The organism is Kitasatospora sp. NPDC089509 (genome assembly GCF_044749365.1).
In the GTDB taxonomy this organism is placed as follows: domain Bacteria; phylum Actinomycetota; class Actinomycetes; order Streptomycetales; family Streptomycetaceae; genus Kitasatospora.
Genome location: NZ_JBIVHS010000007.1, coordinates 85,090 through 100,811, shown reverse-complemented (window position 1 = coordinate 100,811; position 15,722 = coordinate 85,090). Strand labels below are relative to the sequence as shown.

Sequence of the window (15,722 nt, the reverse complement as noted above, 5' to 3'; positions counted from 1 at the left end):
GGGACCGTCCCCGTCAACGGGCGGGCGCCCCAACTGGCCGACGGCGCCCGGGAATCACTGCCCGCCCGGCGGCCCCGCTACGCCTCGGGGCCGTACTCCCGTCGCTGGCGCAGCAGTTCGGCGTACTCGGCCTGCACCCGGCGGTCCATCGCGAGGGTGAACTGGGCGTCGGCCACCGTACGGGCGAGCGGCCGCACCCGCAGGATGCGCTCGGTGAGCCGGGCCGCCTCGCCGGGCGCCAGCGGGGTCTCGCCGGAGAGCGCGTTGAGCAGGTGGTCGCTGACCACCTCGATGAAGATCTCGGCGATGGCGTCGACGTACTCCCGGGTGCGCCGGCTGGCGTCCAGCACGGCCGCGAGCGGTACGCCCTCGGCGACGAGTTCGGTGGTGGCGTCCATCAGCCGCCGGCTGATGTGGGTGATCCCGTCGTCCTCGATCGAGATGTAGCCCTGGGCGATGGCCTCGGCGGTGTTCTCCTCGGTGAGCTGGTCCCCGAAGGCGGTCTTCAGCTCCTCCCAGTCGAGGCGGACCGGGGTCTCGTCCGACCAGGGGGCGACGATCGCGGCTTCGAGCCCGATCAGTTCGGCGACGTCCCGCCCGCTCTCGCCGGCGCCGATCAGTTCGGTGATCCCGCCCAGGGTGTGGCCGCGGTCGAGCAGCTCGGCGATCATGCGCAGCCGGGCCAGGTGCTCCTCGCCGTACCAGGCGATCCGGCCCTCCTTGCGGGGCGGCTGGAGCAGTTTGCGCTCGCGGTAGAAGCGCAGGGTGCGGGTGGTGATCCCGGCCGCCTCGGCCAGTTCCTCCACCCGGTACTCGCGTTTTCTGTCGTCCGCAGCAGCTCTGACCTTGTCCACGGCGATCAGCATAGGTCCGTCGGGTCGGCGCGGGAGCCTTCGAGGACTTCGGGAACTTCCGGTGAATCCGGGCTGTCGTGCTCCTTCCCTCCGGTGTCGGCAAGGACTACCCTGCCAATCGTGCCAGTATCTACTGGCGTGATTGGCAGGGTTCGGGGAGCGCGATCCCCGGAAGAGCGTGAAGACCACCGCCCCACCCTCAGGAGGAGCCGCATGGCATCCAGCAGCAAGCGCCCCCGCTCCGGCACCGCCGGCGCGACCGACACCAGCGCTGCGGCGGAGCCCGTACCGCACGTGCGGGTGGCGGTGATCGGCTCCGGCTTCGGCGGCCTCGGCGCGGCCGTCCGGCTGCGCCGCGCCGGGATCACCGACTTCGTCGTCCTGGAGCGCGCGGACTCGGTCGGCGGCACCTGGCGGGACAACAGCTACCCCGGCTGCGCCTGCGACGTGCCCTCGCACCTCTACTCCTTCTCCTTCGCGCCCAACCCCGACTGGCCGCGCAGCTTCTCCGGCCAGCCGGACATCCGCGCCTACCTGGAGAAGGTCGCCACCGTCTTCGGCCTCCGCCCCCACCTGCGCTTCAACGCCGAGGTGCTGGAGGCGCGCTGGGAGAGCGAGCAGACCCGCTGGCGGGTCACCACCACGGCCGGCCAGTGGACCGCCGACGCCGTCGTCTCCGCCGCCGGACCGCTCGCCGACCCGCAGGTCCCCGACCTGCCCGGTCTGAGCTCCTTCCCCGGCAAGGTGTTCCACTCCTCCCGCTGGGACCACGACTTCGACCTCACCGGCAAGCGCGTCGCGATGGTCGGCACCGGCGCCTCCGCCGCCCAGATCATCCCGTCGATCCAGCCGAGGGTCGGCAAGCTGACGGTCTTCCAACGCACCCCCGCCTGGGTCCTGCCGCGCCGCGACCGCGAGATCACCCAGCTGGAGAAGTGGCTGCACGGCCGCCTGCCGGTCACCGCCAAGATCCGCCGGGGTACCCTCTTCGCCCTCCGCGAGCTCCAGGTGGACGCCTTCGTGCGCCGCCCCGGACTGCTGCGCGTGGTCCAGCAGCTCGCCGAACGCCACATCGCCCAGAGCGTCTCCGACCCGGCGCTGCGCGCCCGGCTGACCCCGGACTACCGGATCGGGTGCAAGCGCATCCTGCTCAGCAACACCTACTACCCGGCGCTCGCCGCGGCCAACACCGAGGTCGTCTCCTCCGGGCTGCGCGAACTGCGCGGCTCCACCCTGGTCGCCGCCGACGGCAGCGAGCACGAGGTGGACGCCATCGTCTTCGGCACCGGCTTCCACGTCACCGACATGCCCATCGGCGCCCGGGTGTTCGGGGCGGACGGGACCAGCCTGGCCGAGGAGTGGAAGGGCGGCATGGAGGCGCTGCGCGGCTCGACCGTGCACGGCTTCCCGAACCTCTTCTTCGTGATCGGCCCCAACACCGGCCTCGGCAACAGCTCGATGATCCTCATGATCGAGTCCCAACTGAACTACCTGATCGACGCATTGACCACGCTGGACTCGGTCGGCGCCACCGCCATGCAGCCCACTGCGCGCGCCCAGCGGCAGTGGAACCTGGAGCTGCAGCACCGAATGGACCGCACCGTCTGGACCACCGGCGGCTGCCTCAGCTGGTACCTGGACCCGAGCGGCCGGAACACCGTGCTCTGGCCCGGCTCCACCACCTCGTTCCGCCGTGCCACCCGCAAGGTCGACCTCGGCGAGTACGAGCTGATCATGCGCACCGCCCCGACCGGCGGATCCCGCCCCGTCGCCCGTGCCGCCGCCCGCACCGCCGCCCAGGAGGCCAGCGCATGACCGCCGTCCAGCTGCCCGCCGACTACGAACCGCCCACGCCCGTCGAGGAGTTGAGCGTCCGCTCGGCGGACGGCATCCGGCTGCACGTCGAGGTGCACGGCCAGCCCGGCGCGCCCACCGTGGTGCTCTCCCACGGCTGGACCTGCTCAACCGCCTTCTGGGCCCCGGTGATCCGGCAACTCGCCGACCGCTACCGGGTGGTGGCCTACGACCAGCGCGGCCACGGGCACAGTGAGATCCCGCCCAGCCGGGCCCGCTACTCCACCCGGGCACTCGCCGACGACCTGGCCGCCGTGCTCGCGCGGACCGTCCCGGCGGGGGAGCGGGCCGTGCTGGCCGGACACAGCATGGGCGGGATGACCATCATGGCCGCCGGCGGCCGCCCCGAGGTCGCCGAGCGCACCGCCGCGAACGTCCTGATCTCCACCGGCCCGGCCGACCTGGTCGCCGAGCTCACCGTGATGCCGGACGGTGTGCGCGCCCCGGGGCTGCGGCGCTTCCTGCACCGGCAGCTGCTGCGCTCCCGGATGCCGCTCGGGCCGGTCTCCGCGGTCAGCCGGGCCGCGCTCAAGTACGCGGTCATGGGGCCGGGTTCATCCGCCGGGCAGGTCGAGGCGACGGCCCGGATCGTGCACGCCTGCCCGTCCGCCGTCCGCTTCCACTGGGCCGGGGTGCTGGAACGGCTGGACGTGCGCGCCGGACTCGGCCGGATCACGGCCCCCACCGCCGTGGTGGTGGGCACCTCGGACCGGCTGACGCCGCCGGTGCACGCCCATCGGATGGTCGCCGAACTCGCGGACCCGCAGGGGCTGTTGCTGCTGCCGGGGGTCGGTCACATGGCTCCGCTGGAGCGGCCGGAGGAGGTGGCCGCGGAGATCCACCGGATGGCCGCCGCCCACCTGGCCGGCGCGCTTTCCTCCGGCGCCGCCTCGTCCGTCGCTCCTGCCGTCGAACCCGGCTCCGCCGCCGCTGTCGAGAGGACCACCGTCGCATGAACGCCGTACCGCCGTTGTCCGCACAGGTCGTGGTGGTCACCGGGGCCGCCCGTGGGGTCGGCGCCTCGCTGGCCCGCAAGCTGGCCCGGCGCGGGGCCAAGGTCGCGCTGCTCGGCCTGGAACCGGAGGAGCTGAAGGCCGTCGCGGCGCAGTGCGGCGCGGCCGCCACCGCCTGGGAGGTGGACGTCACCGACCTGGCGGCGCTCAGCGACACCGCGGAACGGATCAAGGAGCACTACGGGCGGATCGACACCGTGGTGGCCAACGCCGGCATCGCGATCGGCGGACCGCTGGCCGACAGCGACCACCGGGCGTTCAGCCGGGTGATCGAGGTCAACCTGCTGGGCAGCGTCGCCACCGCGCGGGCCTTCCTGCCCGCGCTCACCGAGAGCCGCGGCTACCTGCTGCAGATCGCCTCGCTCGCCGCGCTGACACCCGCGCCGTTGATGAGCGCGTACTGCGCCAGCAAGTCCGGGGTGGAGGCCTTCGCCCATTCGATCCGCGCCGAGGTCGCCTACCAGGGGGTCAAGGTCGGTGTGGGCTACCTGAGTTGGACCGACACCGACATGGTGCGCGGCGCCGACCAGGACGCCGCGCTGAAGCAGATGCGCAGCCGGCTGCCGTGGCCGGCCAACAAGACGTACCCGTTGGAGCCGGCGGTGGACCGGATCGTCGCGGGCATCGCCCGCCGGTCCGCCCATGTGTACGCCCAGGCCTGGCTGCGCGGGATGCAGCCGGTGCGCTGGCTGCTGCCGAGCCTGATCGCGGTGGTCGGCTCCCGCGACGTGGCCAGGATCGCCCCGCAGCTCGCGGCCACCGCCGCCTCCCGCCTGCGCGCGGTCGGGGCCGGCGGCGCCGCGGACACGGCGGCGGCGCGGGGGAACCGGACGGGGGCGGAGGACTGACGGCGGGCGGCTGACGACCGACCGCTGAACAACGAACAACGAACAGCGAACAACAAACAGCCGACAGATAACAGATTTCGTCATCTGTCGGCTGTTATCTGTTGGTTGTTCGCTGTCATCTGTCGGTTGTCAGTTGTTCGCCGACTCCCGTTCCCGTTTCCCCGCCCGAGGCGATCCCCGCCAACACCCCCAGCGCCCGCCCCAGCACCGGCAACGGCGGCGAGGCCAGTCCGACCCGGACCGCCGACGGAGTGCTCCGCGGGTCGACGGCGAACGCCGCCGCGGCCGTCACCGAGATCCCGGCCCGCGCCGCCGCCGCGACGAAGGTCTCCGCCCGCCAGGCCCCCGGCAGCTCCCACCACAGGTAGTACGAGCACGGGTCCGCCCGCACCCGTTGCCCCGCCAGCACCTCCCGCGCCAGCGCCTGCCGGGCCGCCGCGTCGGTCCGCTTCGCCGCCTCGACCGCCGCCACGGTGCCGTCCCCGATCCAGCGCACCGCCGCCTCCAGCGCGAAACCGCCCGGCGCCCAGCCGCCCGCCCGCAGGGCACCCGCCACCCGGTCGCGCAGCCCGTCCGGGAGGACCGCGAACCCGGTGGTCAGCCCCGGCGCGAGTCGCTTGGACAGGCTGTCCACCAGCACCGTCCGCTCCGGCGCCAGCGTGGCGAGCGGCGCCGCTGCGGGCCGCAGGAAGGACCAGATCGCGTCCTCCACCACCGGCAGGTCCAGCCGCCGCAGCTCCCCGGCCAGCGCGACCGCCCGCTCCTGCGGCAGGCTCGCCCCGGTCGGGTTCTGCAGTCGCGGCTGCAGGTACACCGCGCGCAGCGGCGCGGTCCGGTGCGCCGCGGTCACGGCCCCGGGCAGCAGCCCGTCCCCGTCCATCGGCAGCGGTACCAGCCGGATGCCCAGCCGCTCCGCCACCGCCCTGACCACCGGATACGTCAGTGCCTCCACGCCCAGCCGCTGCCCCGGCGGCACCAGCGCGGACAGTGCCCCCGCGACGGCCTGCCGTCCGTTGCCCGCGAACAGCAGCCGCTCCGGGTCGACGGTCCAGGCGTCCGTCGACAGCAGTCCCGCGAAGGCCCGCCGCGCCGCGCCCGTCCCGGCCGCGCCGACCGGACGCAGCGCCGCGCCCAGCGCGTCGGCCCGCAGCAGCGGCGCCAGCCCGGCGGCCAGCAGGTCGGCCTGCCCGGGCGCGGTCGGGTAGTTGAGCTCCAGGTCGACCGGCGCGGCGGCCGGTTCGGCGAGTGCGACCCGTCCGTCGTCGCCGTCCCGTCCGGCCCGGACGAAGGTGCCCCGCCCGACCTCCCCGACGGTCAGGCCGCGCCGGGCGAGCTCGCGGTAGACCCGGGTCGCCGTCGAGTTGGCGATGCCCCGACGGCGGGCGAAGGCGCGCTGGGTGGGCAGTTGCTCGCCGGGTCGCAGTCGTCCGGTGGCGATGTCGGCGGCGATCCCGTCCGCGATCAGCCGGTAGTCGTCCATCGCGAGCCAACCCCTCCTCTGCGGGCAACCCCATGATTGCACCGAGCGCAAAGTCATCATTGCATCGACCTCGCGCCGGGCCCTAGCCTCCTCCCATGAGCGATTCGCACGCGTTGGCGTCGGTGGTGTCCGGGGCGTCCGGGGTGTCCGGGGCATCCATGACTTCCGTGACGTCCGTGACGTCCGTGGTGGACGGTCACGCCGTGCTCGGCGTCGCCGCCGTGGCCCTGGGCATGGTGCTGTCGCCAGGGCCGAACATGATCTACCTGGTCTCGCGCTCGATCTCCCAGGGCCGCCGCGCCGGGTTGATCTCCCTGCTGGGCGTGGCGGCCGGCTTCCTGGTCTACCTGGTCGCGGTCACGGCCGGGGTGGCGGCGGTCTTCTCGGTCGTCCCCGCGCTCTACACCGCGATCAAGCTGGTCGGCGCCGGCTACCTGCTCTGGCTGGCCTGGAAGGCGGTCAAACCCGGCGGCACGGCGGTCTTCGCCCCGCGGCAACTGCCCCCGGACCCGCCCCGCCGGCTGTTCGCGATGGGCTTCCTGACCTGCCTGCTCAACCCCAAGATCGCCATCATGTACATCTCGCTGCTCCCCCAGTTCGTGGTGCCCGGGCGCGGCCACGTCGGCCTGCAGAGCCTGGTGCTGGGCCTGGTCCAGATCCTCGTCGCGCTCGCCGTGAACGGCCTGATCGCGATGAGCGCGGGCGGCATCGCCGGGTTCCTCAACCGCCGCCCGGCCTGGCTGCGGATCCAGCGCTACGCGATGGGTACCGTCCTGGCGGGCCTCGCCGTGCGGATCGCCGCCGACCGGGCCAAGGTCGTTGCCGCCTAGGGCCGTCGCCGCCTAGGGCCGTCGCCGCCCAGGGCCGTCGCCGCCCGGGAGCGGCGAGCGGTGACCCGCAGCACCAGGAGGCGAACCCCCGGGTGCCGCCGGAGTGGATGCAGTCCGCCGCCGGCCTCCGGCGGGTACGTGGGACGTCGCCCTGGGTGTGGGCACGGCTGCGGTGAGTCGGTACGGTCTGGGCATGACCACAGCCTTGATCACCGGCGCGACCGCCGGCATCGGAGCCGCGTTCGCCCGCCGGCTCGCCCGTAGCGGCTACCAGCTCGTGCTGGTGGCCCGGGACACCGGGCGCCTGGAGCGCGCGAGCGCCGACCTGCACGCGAAGTTCGGCATAGAGGCGGAGGTGCTGGCCGCCGACCTCGCCACCGAGGAGGGCATCACCGCCGTCGAGGCCCGGCTCGCGGACGTCGAGCGCCCGGTGGACCTCCTGATCAACAACGCCGGCTTCGGCAACAAGGGCGCCTTCGGGACGGTCCCGCTCCAGGACGAGCTGGACATGCTGAAGGTGCACATCGAGGCCGTCCTGCGGCTGACCACGGCCGCCCTGCCGGGGATGCGCGAGCGCGGCCGGGGTGCGATCGTGAACGTCGCCTCGGTGGCCGCCTTCCTGCCGCGCGGGACGTACGGGGCGAGCAAGGCGTGGGTGGTGAGCTTCACCCAGGGCGTGCTGCGTGACCTGGGCGGGACGGGCGTGCGGATGATGGCGCTGTGCCCGGGCTTCACCCGGACCGAGTTCCACGAGCGGGCGGGGATGGGCACCGGCAACATCCCGTCCTGGTCCTGGCTCTCGGCGGAGCGGGTGGTGAACGAGGCGATGCGTGACCTCGCCCGCGGTCGCACGGTTTCCGTGCCGGGCAAGCGCTACAAGCTGGCGGTGGCGGTCGCCCGGGTACTGCCGTCCGGCAAGCTCGGCGGCCTCTCCAACAAGGCGGCGCGCACCTACCGGACCGACTGAGACGGTGGGGCCGGGCGGGCGGATCGTCGTCGGCAGCGGGAATAGAGCGAGCCTCACTATTAGCTTGCCTAACTATGAGCTACCCTCGCTATGCTGATGACATCCGCCCGTCCGTCCTACCCAGGGAGGCCCGTTCTTGAGGCCCGCCATCGACTGGACCCCGCCCGAACGCGCCGAGGGCGACCCCCGCCCGCCGGCCCAGTGGCGCCGGATCCTCGCACTGTTCCGCCCCTACCGGGGCCGCCTGACCACCGTCGGCCTGCTGGTCGCCGCCTCCGCCGTGGTGTCGGTGGTCTCCCCGTTCCTGCTCAAGGCCGTGCTGGACACCGCCATCCCGCAGGGTCGCACCGGGCTGCTCAGCCTGCTCGCGCTCGGGATGATCCTCACCGCCGTGGTGAACAGCGTCTTCAACGTGCTGCAGACGCTGATCTCCACCACCGTCGGCCAGCGCGTCATGCACGACCTGCGCACCTCCGTCTACGGCCACCTGCAGCGGCAGTCGCTGGCCTTCTTCACCCGCACCCGCACCGGTGAGGTGCAGTCCCGGATCGCCAACGACATCGGCGGCATGCAGTCCACGGTGACCTCCACCGCGACCAGCCTGGTCTCCAACCTGACCGCGGTGATCGCCTCGATCGTCGCCATGATCGCCCTGGACTGGCGCCTGACCGTCGTCTCGCTGCTACTGCTCCCGCTGTTCGTCTGGATCAGTCGGCGGGTCGGCCAGGAGCGCAAGAAGATCACCACCGAGCGGCAGAAGCAGCTGGCCGCGATGAGCTCGGCGGTCCAGGAGTCGCTGTCGGTCAGCGGCATCCTGCTCGGCCGCACCATGGGCCGCTCCGACTCGCTCGCCCGGGAGTTCACCCAGCAGTCCGACCAGCTCGCCGACCTGGAGGTGCGGGCCAGCATGGCCGGGCGCTGGCGGATGAACACCATCCAGATCGTGATGGCCGCGATGCCCGCGCTGATCTACTGGGCCGCCGGACTGACCTCCGCGGCCGGTGCGCCGATCGTCTCGGTCGGAACCCTGGTCGCCTTCGTCACCCTGCAGCAGGGCCTGTTCCGCCCGACCGTCAGCCTGCTCTCCACCGGCGTGGACGTGCAGACCTCGCTGGCACTGTTCCAGCGCATCTTCGAGTACCTCGACCTGCCGGTGGAGATCTCCGAACCGCCGCGCCCGGTCGTCCTGGACGACATCCGCGGCGAGGTCCGCTTCGAGGCCGTCGACTTCCGCTACGACCCCGAGCAGGAGCGCCCGACCCTGGCCGGCGTCGAACTCAAGGTCCCGGCCGGGAGTTCACTGGCGGTGGTCGGCGAGACCGGCTCCGGCAAGACCACCCTCAGCTACCTGGTGCCGAGGCTGTACGACGTCACCGGCGGCCGGGTCACCCTGGACGGCGTGGACGTGCGCGAGCTGTCCTTCGGGACGCTGGCCCGCGCGGTCGGCGTGGTCTCCCAGGAGACCTACCTGTTCCACGCCTCGGTCGCCGAGAACCTGCGCTTCGCCAAGCCCGGCGCCAGCGACGCCGAACTGGTCGAGGCCGCCCGGGCCGCGCAGATCCACGACACCATCGCCGGCCTCCCGGACGGTTACGACACCATGGTCGGCGAACGCGGCTACCGCTTCTCCGGCGGCGAGAAGCAGCGCCTCGCACTCGCCCGCACCATCCTGCGCAACCCGCCGGTGCTCATCCTGGACGAGGCCACCAGCGCGCTCGACAACCGCACCGAACGCGCCGTCCAGCAGGCCGTGGACACCCTGGCCGCGGGCCGGACCACCATCACCATCGCGCACCGGCTCTCCACCGTCCGGTCCGCCGACCAGATCGCCGTGCTCGACCACGGACGGGTGGTCGAACTCGGCACCCACGAGGAACTGGTGGAGCTGGACGGCCGCTACGCGGCGCTGCTGCGCCGGGAGGCTCCGGAGTCGCCGGACGCGGTGGAGGCCGTGGAGGCTGCCGAGGCCCTGGCCCTGACGAACGCGGCCCTCGGCCACGCGTGATGCTTGCGACGCGTGACCGGACGTCGTCCCGGGCGGGCGGTCAGGCCGCCTTCGGTGCCTCGTTGTAGCTCTCCGCGACCTCCTGGCCGGAGAGCCGCTGGATCGCCGCCATCACCTCGTCGGTCACCTGGCGGCGGGCCTTCAACGCCCGGGCCTGCCCGTGCAGTTCGTCGAAGTGCAGCGGCTCGCCGAAGCGGACGGTCACCTTCTTGAGCCGCGGTACGCGCTTGCCGACCGGCAGGATCTGCTCCGGGCCCTCCAGGGCCACCGGCACCACCGGGACGCCCGCGGTCAGCGCGAGCCAGGCGACGCCCGTCTTGCCCCGGTAGAGCCGGCCGTCCAGCGAGCGGGTGCCCTCGGGGTAGATGCCGAAGGCCTTGCCGGACTCCAGGATCTCCAGCGCCGACTCCAGCGAGGCCTGAGCGGAACGGTAGGTGCCGCGCTCGACCGGCACCGCGCCGATCGCCTCGAAGAAGCCCTTGGAGAGCCGGCCCTTGAGCCCGGTGCCGGTGAAGTACTCGGCCTTGGCGAGGAAGTGGACCCGGCGCGGGGCGGTGAGCGGGATCACCACGCTGTCGATGAACGACAGGTGGTTGCTGGCCAGGATCACCCCGCCCTTGCGCGGCACGTTCTCGATGCCCTCGATGACCGGGCGCCAGATCCCGCGCGACACGGGTTTCAGCACCAGCTTGGTGGCGAGGTCGAGCACGGTTCCCTCCCTGGACGAACGACCGCCCGGGAGGAGCCCGGGTCAGCAATCAGATCCGCAGACTACGACACCCACCCCGGCGGGCGTCCACTCCCGGCGACCGTGGCGAACACCACGGCCGGGTAGGGTGCGTCCGTCCGAACCGAGCAAGACCCCGCAGTACCCAGGAGGGAACGATGGAGAGCGTCGAGGCCATCAAGGAGATGTTCGACCGTATCGACAGGAACGGCGACGGCAAGATCACCGCGGCCGAGTACGCGCTGGCCGCCAATGAGATGGGTGACCACGGCGTCACCCTCTCGATGGCCGAGGCGCTGATCCACGCGATGGACACCCGTCACCAGGGCTACCTGGACTTCGAGGAGTTCCTGGCCGCCCGCCAGCGCTGAGCGCGCGCCGACGGGGCCGGTCGCCGTACCGGCGGCACCGGCTCCCGTCGGCGGCCCCTCGATGGCCCTCGGCCTCCTGAGGCCGATCGAAGGCCCCCGGCCTCCTGAGGCCCCTCGAAGGCTCTGGAGCGCCCGCCAGGGGCCGCTACCGCCCGGTCACTCGTCGGCCGGCGCCACCGGGAACACCCGGCGCACCACCCGCTCCGCCGCCCCGCCGTCGTCCCAGACGCAGAACCTCGCCCGGAACCGCTCCCGCGCCGCCGGCTCCGGATCGCCCGCGCGCAGCGCCCGCGCCAGCCCGTCCAGGTCCACCGTGACCGCGCCCGGCGGCTCGGCGAACAGGTCGAAGTACACGCCGCGTTCGCGCTGGTACTCCTCCCAGTCCGGCGCGAATATCACCACCGGGCGGTCCAGCACCGCGTAGTCGAACATCATCGACGAGTAGTCCGTCACCAGCGTGTCCGCCGCCAGGTAGAGGTCCTCGACCACCGGGTGCTCCGACACGTCGACGATCTCCGCCGCGTCCGCACCGGCCGTCAGGTCGCCCGGGCCGTCGGTGTGGAAGTAGTGGGTGCGCACCAGCAGCGTGAACCGCGGGCCCAGTCGACGGGCCAGCTCCGCCACGTCCAGCAGCGGCACGTAGCCGCCCTTGCCGCCGCGGTGGGTCGGCGCGTACAGCACCGCCGTGGTGCCGGGGCGCAGTCCCAGCCGCTCGCGCATCGCCCGGACCTCCGTCGAAGTGGCGTTGGCCAGGCGGTCGTTGCGCGGATAGCCGGTGTCCAGCAGCTCGTACCGGCCAGGGAAGGCCCGGATGAAGTGCTCACTGGTGTGCGGGTTGGAGGAGACCAGGAAGTCCCAGCGGTCGATGGCCTCCCGGAGCCGGTCGAAGTCCATCCCCTCGGCCGCCTCGGGACGGCCCTGGAGGTCCATGCCCATCGCCTTGAGCGGGGTGCCGTGCTGGGTCTGGACGTGCACCGTGCCCTGGCGCTTCGCCATCGTGCGCGGGAAGTTGACGTTGTTGACGAAGTACTTCGCGGTCGCCATCGCCTTGAGGTAGGCGGGGGTGTTGACGATCACGTACGGCACGCCGGGCGGCATGGCCTCGGCCTGCCGGCGGTTCTCCACCACCCACACGCCCCTGATCTGCGGGGCGAGTTCCTTCGCCTTCTCGTAGATAGCCGCCGGGCTGCACGCGTAACCCCGGTGCCAGTAGGCGGCGTAGACCGCCAGGTGCTCGTCCAGCGGGAGGCGGCGGAACGCGTTGTACGCGGTGAACCGGGCGCCGCTGCGCATGCCCTTCTTCACCGCCGGTGCCACCGCCCGTGCCCCGCGCTTGAGTTCGCGCGGCAGCCGGCCGGTGCGGCGCAGCTCGGCGTACGCGATCCGGGCGCCTCGGGCGGCCAGCCGGTACTGCACGCCGCGCACCCCGCCGGGGAAGCGGTAGTCGGCCGGGCGGTGGCGCTCGAAGTGCACGGCGAGCCGGTGGAAGTAGTCCTTGCGCCGGTGGAGGGGGACCAGTCCCGGGGTGTCGTAGACGTTCAGCGCCTGGCGGACGGTCCGGTCGAAGACCAGGGTGCGCAGCGACTGCGGGACGGGCCGGGCGGGGCCGCCCGGGCGGTCGCAGCGGTCCAGGAAGGCGAAGATGGCGTCGTACTGGGCGAACACGTCGGCGTGCTTGGGGGAGGCGGTGGCGGTGATCGCGCCGTCCCGGCCGCGCCGGTAGAAGTAGCAGGGCCGGTCCAGGTAGCGCAGCCGCTCGGCGGCCAGCAGCGCCGGGTAGGTGACCGAGATGTCCTCGTAGTAGCCGCGTCCGAAGGCGACGTCCAGGCCCTCCAGGAAGGCGCGGCGGAACACCTTGTTCCACACCGACATCACGGTCTGGAACAGCGCCGGGTGCTCGGCCGCGGTGCAGCCCTCGACCAGCGGGGAGCCGACCAGCACGTGCCGCCAGGGGTTGGGCTCGCTCCCGCCGTCCGGGTAGACGTGGGTGAAGTCGGTGAGCAGCACGTCGGCGGGCACCTCGCGGCGCCGTTCCTGGGCCAGCTCGTCCAGGATCACGCCGACCGTCCGCTCGGGCAGCCAGTCGTCGCTGTCCACGAACCAGACGTAGTCGCCGCGCACCTGCGGCAGGGCGGCGGCCCGGGCGCCGCCGAGGCCCTGGTTCTCGGTGAGGTGCATCACGCGCAGCCGGGGGTCACGGGCGGCGTAGGCGTCCAGGATCGCGCCGGAGCCGTCGGGGGAGAGGTCGTCGACCGCGATCACCTCGAAGCGGGTCTCGGCGGCGGGGGTCTCGCCGAGGATCGAGTCGAGGCAGCGCGGCAGGTACCGCTCCACGCCGTGGACCGGAAGCACGATGCTGAGGAGGAGGGACACGCTGGCCGAGTCTACCGATCCACACGGTGCGACCTGCGGGGACGTCCGGTTGTTCGGGCTCCGGGCGGGAGGCGGGGTGGCTGGGTGGGGGCCGGGACCCGGAACCGCCGGTGCCGGGCCCCGAGTGGGGCGGCACCGGCAGTCTGGTGGCGGCCCGGCCGACCCTCGACGGCCGGCCGCCGGTCCGGGCACCGCGCGGGCCTGGCCACCGCAGCGTCGAGGTGGCCGGGCAGTGGCCCGCGGGAGCCGGGGTTTTTCGTTCGAGCCATTCACCACTCGAACACACGGTCGGTGCGATGCGGGCACCTGCGTGTTGCATCAGATATTGCTTGGAGGATTGACGCGAGTCAATCCCTCGAATGTGTTCACTTCATGAAGTTGCCCGATGGACCGGTCGCCGGGTGCCACAGGGCACTGATGATCGTTTTGTCGACCTCGCGGCTGTCCCCTATATAGGAGCGATTCGTCGACACGGCCACGGCTCCGCCCGGGCCTCTCCCCGCGCCCGGCGCACGCGGCGCGAACGGGCGCCGGGCCCGCGCCTCCTGGCCCTGGTGACGGACGGCCGGTCGTGCACCATCATTGATGCCTAGTCGTGACCGCCCTGGTGGCCCCTGGTGCATCGTCAGTTGACGTCGCACGGTACGGTGGCACAACACCATGGACGGTTGCGCGAAGGCCGTCTCTCACGGATAGTCTTCGCCTCACGGCCCTGGCGCCTCGTAGGGGTGGGAAAACTGATGGAACACATGCAAGTGCGGACTCGGCCCCGTGTGCCGGCGATCCAGTGCGGTGTCGGCGCGACCGGCCGCCGGATCGACCGACACCTGGCCGTGCTCGGCGCGCCCGCGCTCCCGGCGGTGGACACCGCCGAGGCGCTCGGGCTGATAAGGGAGTTGACGCCGCGCGGCGCCGACGCCCCGACGCCGGCCCGTCGTCGCCACACGCGGGTCTCGCTGCTGGCGCCGCTGCGCCGGCTGCGGCGGAGCCTCTTCGGCGGACGCGGCTAGGTCCGGGGTTCCGGCCCGGGGTTGCGGTCATCGGAGCTCCGGCCTTCCGGATCTCCGGCTGTCCGGGGCATCGGCTTTCCGGAACATCGGCTTCCGGGGCTCCGGTCCTGGCGTCGACTTCCGAACGACCCGGTGGACCACTCGGTCCGTCGGGTCGTCGGCGTATCCGGCAGCCGGGAGGCCACTTTGGTCTGAACCTCTCAGCCTATGCGAGGCCGCCGCTCCGGCGCGGGCAGTCGGCGAGGCAGTACGCCCGGCCCGCAGAGCTGGGTCAGGATGGCGCCATGGCGGACAACAACCACTCCACGTCAACCGGATCGACCGGGTCGTTCCAGACCACCACCCTGGAGATCACCACCGGCAACCGCGAGGTCGCGCTCGACATCACCGACCGCTGCGCCGCGTTCCTCGACGAGCGGGCCCCGGGACGGGACGGACTGCTCAACGTCTTCGTCCCGCACGCCACCGCCGGGATCGCCGTCCTGGAGACCGGCTCCGGCAGCGACGACGACTTCCTCGCCACGCTGCGCGAGCTGCTCCCGGCCGACGACCGCTGGCGCCACCGGCACGGCAGCCCCGGCCACGGACGCGACCACGTGGTGCCCGGCCTGGTCGCCCCGCACGCCACCCTGCCGGTGCTCGGCGGTCAACTGGCGCTCGGCGTCTGGCAGTCCGTGGTGCTGATCGACACCAACGGGGACAATCCGCGCCGCACCGTCCGGCTGTCCTTCCTCGGTTAGGCCCTGTCCGGACTGCCGGGCTGCCGGACGTGCTCGGCCACGGCGGCGAGGTAGCGCTCGATCGCCAGGTACTGGCAGAGCAGCGCGACCGGGCGGCCCAACCGCGCGTACCAGGCGGACAACCGGGAGAACGCGGCGACCTCGAACCACACCTCGCCCCCGGCGTCCATCGACACCAGGAACGACTCCTCGCCGCACTCGGGGTGTCCCGGCAGCGTCCCGTACGCGAAGCCGATCCGGTCCGGCTCGGCCACCGTCCACACCACCCGGCAGGGGATCACCAACCGCGGCCACCGGCTGCCCGGCAGGCTCAGCCGCAGCAGTACGGTGGCCCCCTCCCGGGCGGGGCCGGCGGGGTGCACCGCGAAGCCGGTCCCCAGCTGGCTGCCCCACCCGAGCACGTACCGGCCGGCCCGCTCCAGCACCTCCGGGCCCCGCCCGAGGTGCACCCGCCGCCGCAGGTGCGCGTACCCGTCCGGCAGCCGCCCGCCCCGGGTGGCCCCCACCTCGGCGTACGTGGGCTCGGCGGCTCGGGCGGCACGCAGTCGCTGTTGAAGATCGCCAACCATGTCGGTCACGGTAGCCCGGGCGTCGGGCACGGCCTTCGGCGGGGGCGGGGCGGGGTGGGGCGAGGGTCGGGAGGGGGCGCC

The 15,722-nt window shown here is 72.9% G+C and carries 14 protein-coding genes; 9 read left to right on the top strand and 5 right to left on the bottom strand.

What is annotated here, in order from left to right:
* Window positions 1-77 precede the first annotated feature (77 nt).
* Window positions 78-854 (bottom strand): MerR family transcriptional regulator, encoded by a 777-nt coding sequence (locus ACIP4P_RS17165; RefSeq protein WP_350513399.1) that lies wholly within the window; start codon window positions 852-854, stop codon window positions 78-80.
* Window positions 855-1,067: 213 nt separating this feature from the next.
* On the opposite strand from ACIP4P_RS17165, the gene ACIP4P_RS17160 reads away from it, so the two are divergent.
* The 3 genes from ACIP4P_RS17160 to ACIP4P_RS17150 are packed head-to-tail and all read left to right on the top strand — an operon-like array spanning window position 1,068 to window position 4,569.
* A complete protein-coding gene (locus ACIP4P_RS17160) occupies window positions 1,068-2,669 on the top strand; it encodes a flavin-containing monooxygenase (protein WP_400919108.1) in 1,602 nt (533 codons plus the stop codon).
* Window positions 2,666-3,664 (top strand): alpha/beta fold hydrolase, encoded by a 999-nt coding sequence (locus ACIP4P_RS17155; protein WP_400919105.1) that lies wholly within the window; start codon window positions 2,666-2,668, stop codon window positions 3,662-3,664. Before ACIP4P_RS17160 ends, ACIP4P_RS17155 begins: the two co-directional genes overlap by 4 nt.
* Window positions 3,661-4,569 carry an SDR family oxidoreductase gene (locus tag ACIP4P_RS17150; RefSeq protein WP_400919102.1) on the top strand — a complete coding sequence of 303 codons (909 nt, stop codon included), beginning with the start codon at window positions 3,661-3,663 and terminating at the stop codon, window positions 4,567-4,569. The genes ACIP4P_RS17155 and ACIP4P_RS17150 overlap by 4 nt, the downstream gene beginning before the upstream one ends.
* A 115-nt stretch (window positions 4,570-4,684) precedes the next feature.
* Here ACIP4P_RS17150 and ACIP4P_RS17145 read toward each other — a convergent pair whose 3' ends face one another.
* The gene (locus ACIP4P_RS17145) at window positions 4,685-6,049 is read right to left on the bottom strand and encodes a PLP-dependent aminotransferase family protein (RefSeq protein ID WP_400919100.1); all 1,365 of its coding nucleotides are present in this window, start codon (window positions 6,047-6,049) and stop codon (window positions 4,685-4,687) included.
* 185 nt (window positions 6,050-6,234) lie between these two features.
* Here ACIP4P_RS17145 and ACIP4P_RS17140 point away from each other — a divergent pair, with 185 nt between their 5' ends.
* The 3 genes from ACIP4P_RS17140 to ACIP4P_RS17130 all read left to right on the top strand — a co-directional run bounded on the left by ACIP4P_RS17140 (window position 6,235) and on the right by ACIP4P_RS17130 (window position 9,851).
* Entirely contained in the window at window positions 6,235-6,879 is a 645-nt protein-coding gene (locus tag ACIP4P_RS17140) for a LysE family translocator (protein WP_400919778.1), read from the top strand.
* Window positions 6,880-7,072: 193 nt separating this feature from the next.
* On the top strand, window positions 7,073-7,846 hold the full coding sequence (locus ACIP4P_RS17135; RefSeq protein ID WP_400919098.1) for an SDR family NAD(P)-dependent oxidoreductase: 774 nt from the start codon (window positions 7,073-7,075) through the stop codon (window positions 7,844-7,846).
* A 136-nt stretch (window positions 7,847-7,982) separates the two neighbouring features.
* Entirely contained in the window at window positions 7,983-9,851 is a 1,869-nt protein-coding gene (locus ACIP4P_RS17130) for an ABC transporter ATP-binding protein (protein WP_400919094.1), read from the top strand.
* A gap of 40 nt (window positions 9,852-9,891) precedes the next feature.
* Here ACIP4P_RS17130 and ACIP4P_RS17125 read toward each other — a convergent pair whose 3' ends face one another.
* Window positions 9,892-10,560 carry a lysophospholipid acyltransferase family protein gene (locus ACIP4P_RS17125; protein ID WP_350513407.1) on the bottom strand — a complete coding sequence of 223 codons (669 nt, stop codon included), beginning with the start codon at window positions 10,558-10,560 and terminating at the stop codon, window positions 9,892-9,894.
* Between the two features lie 176 nt (window positions 10,561-10,736).
* Here ACIP4P_RS17125 and ACIP4P_RS17120 point away from each other — a divergent pair, with 176 nt between their 5' ends.
* Window positions 10,737-10,949: an EF-hand domain-containing protein gene (locus ACIP4P_RS17120; RefSeq protein ID WP_350513408.1), complete on the top strand. Its 213-nt coding sequence runs from the start codon at window positions 10,737-10,739 to the stop codon at window positions 10,947-10,949.
* 156 nt (window positions 10,950-11,105) lie between these two features.
* Here ACIP4P_RS17120 and ACIP4P_RS17115 read toward each other — a convergent pair whose 3' ends face one another.
* Window positions 11,106-13,322, bottom strand: a complete 2,217-nt coding sequence (locus ACIP4P_RS17115; RefSeq protein ID WP_400919090.1) for a CDP-glycerol glycerophosphotransferase family protein — start codon at window positions 13,320-13,322, stop codon at window positions 11,106-11,108.
* A gap of 740 nt (window positions 13,323-14,062) precedes the next feature.
* Here ACIP4P_RS17115 and ACIP4P_RS17110 point away from each other — a divergent pair.
* A complete protein-coding gene (locus ACIP4P_RS17110) occupies window positions 14,063-14,332 on the top strand; it encodes a hypothetical protein (protein WP_350513410.1) in 270 nt (89 codons plus the stop codon).
* A gap of 284 nt (window positions 14,333-14,616) precedes the next feature.
* Window positions 14,617-15,072 (top strand): YjbQ family protein, encoded by a 456-nt coding sequence (locus tag ACIP4P_RS17105; protein WP_400919086.1) that lies wholly within the window; start codon window positions 14,617-14,619, stop codon window positions 15,070-15,072.
* On the opposite strand, the gene ACIP4P_RS17100 is transcribed toward ACIP4P_RS17105, so the two are convergent.
* Window positions 15,069-15,641, bottom strand: coding sequence for a DUF1990 family protein (locus ACIP4P_RS17100; protein WP_400919083.1), 573 nt, complete (start codon window positions 15,639-15,641; stop codon window positions 15,069-15,071). The genes ACIP4P_RS17105 and ACIP4P_RS17100 overlap by 4 nt on opposite strands.
* Window positions 15,642-15,722: the final 81 nt, after the last annotated feature.

Coding starts and splice junctions, on each gene's coding strand:
- ACIP4P_RS17100 (WP_400919083.1), bottom strand. CDS start 15,641: ATGGTTGGCGATCTTCAACAGCGACTGCGTGCCGCCCGAGCCGCCGAG.
- ACIP4P_RS17155 (WP_400919105.1), top strand. CDS start 2,666: ATGACCGCCGTCCAGCTGCCCGCCGACTACGAACCGCCCACGCCCGTC.
- ACIP4P_RS17110 (WP_350513410.1), top strand. CDS start 14,063: ATGGAACACATGCAAGTGCGGACTCGGCCCCGTGTGCCGGCGATCCAG.
- ACIP4P_RS17105 (WP_400919086.1), top strand. CDS start 14,617: ATGGCGGACAACAACCACTCCACGTCAACCGGATCGACCGGGTCGTTC.
- ACIP4P_RS17145 (WP_400919100.1), bottom strand. CDS start 6,049: ATGGACGACTACCGGCTGATCGCGGACGGGATCGCCGCCGACATCGCC.
- ACIP4P_RS17135 (WP_400919098.1), top strand. CDS start 7,073: ATGACCACAGCCTTGATCACCGGCGCGACCGCCGGCATCGGAGCCGCG.
- ACIP4P_RS17160 (WP_400919108.1), top strand. CDS start 1,068: ATGGCATCCAGCAGCAAGCGCCCCCGCTCCGGCACCGCCGGCGCGACC.
- ACIP4P_RS17150 (WP_400919102.1), top strand. CDS start 3,661: ATGAACGCCGTACCGCCGTTGTCCGCACAGGTCGTGGTGGTCACCGGG.
- ACIP4P_RS17120 (WP_350513408.1), top strand. CDS start 10,737: ATGGAGAGCGTCGAGGCCATCAAGGAGATGTTCGACCGTATCGACAGG.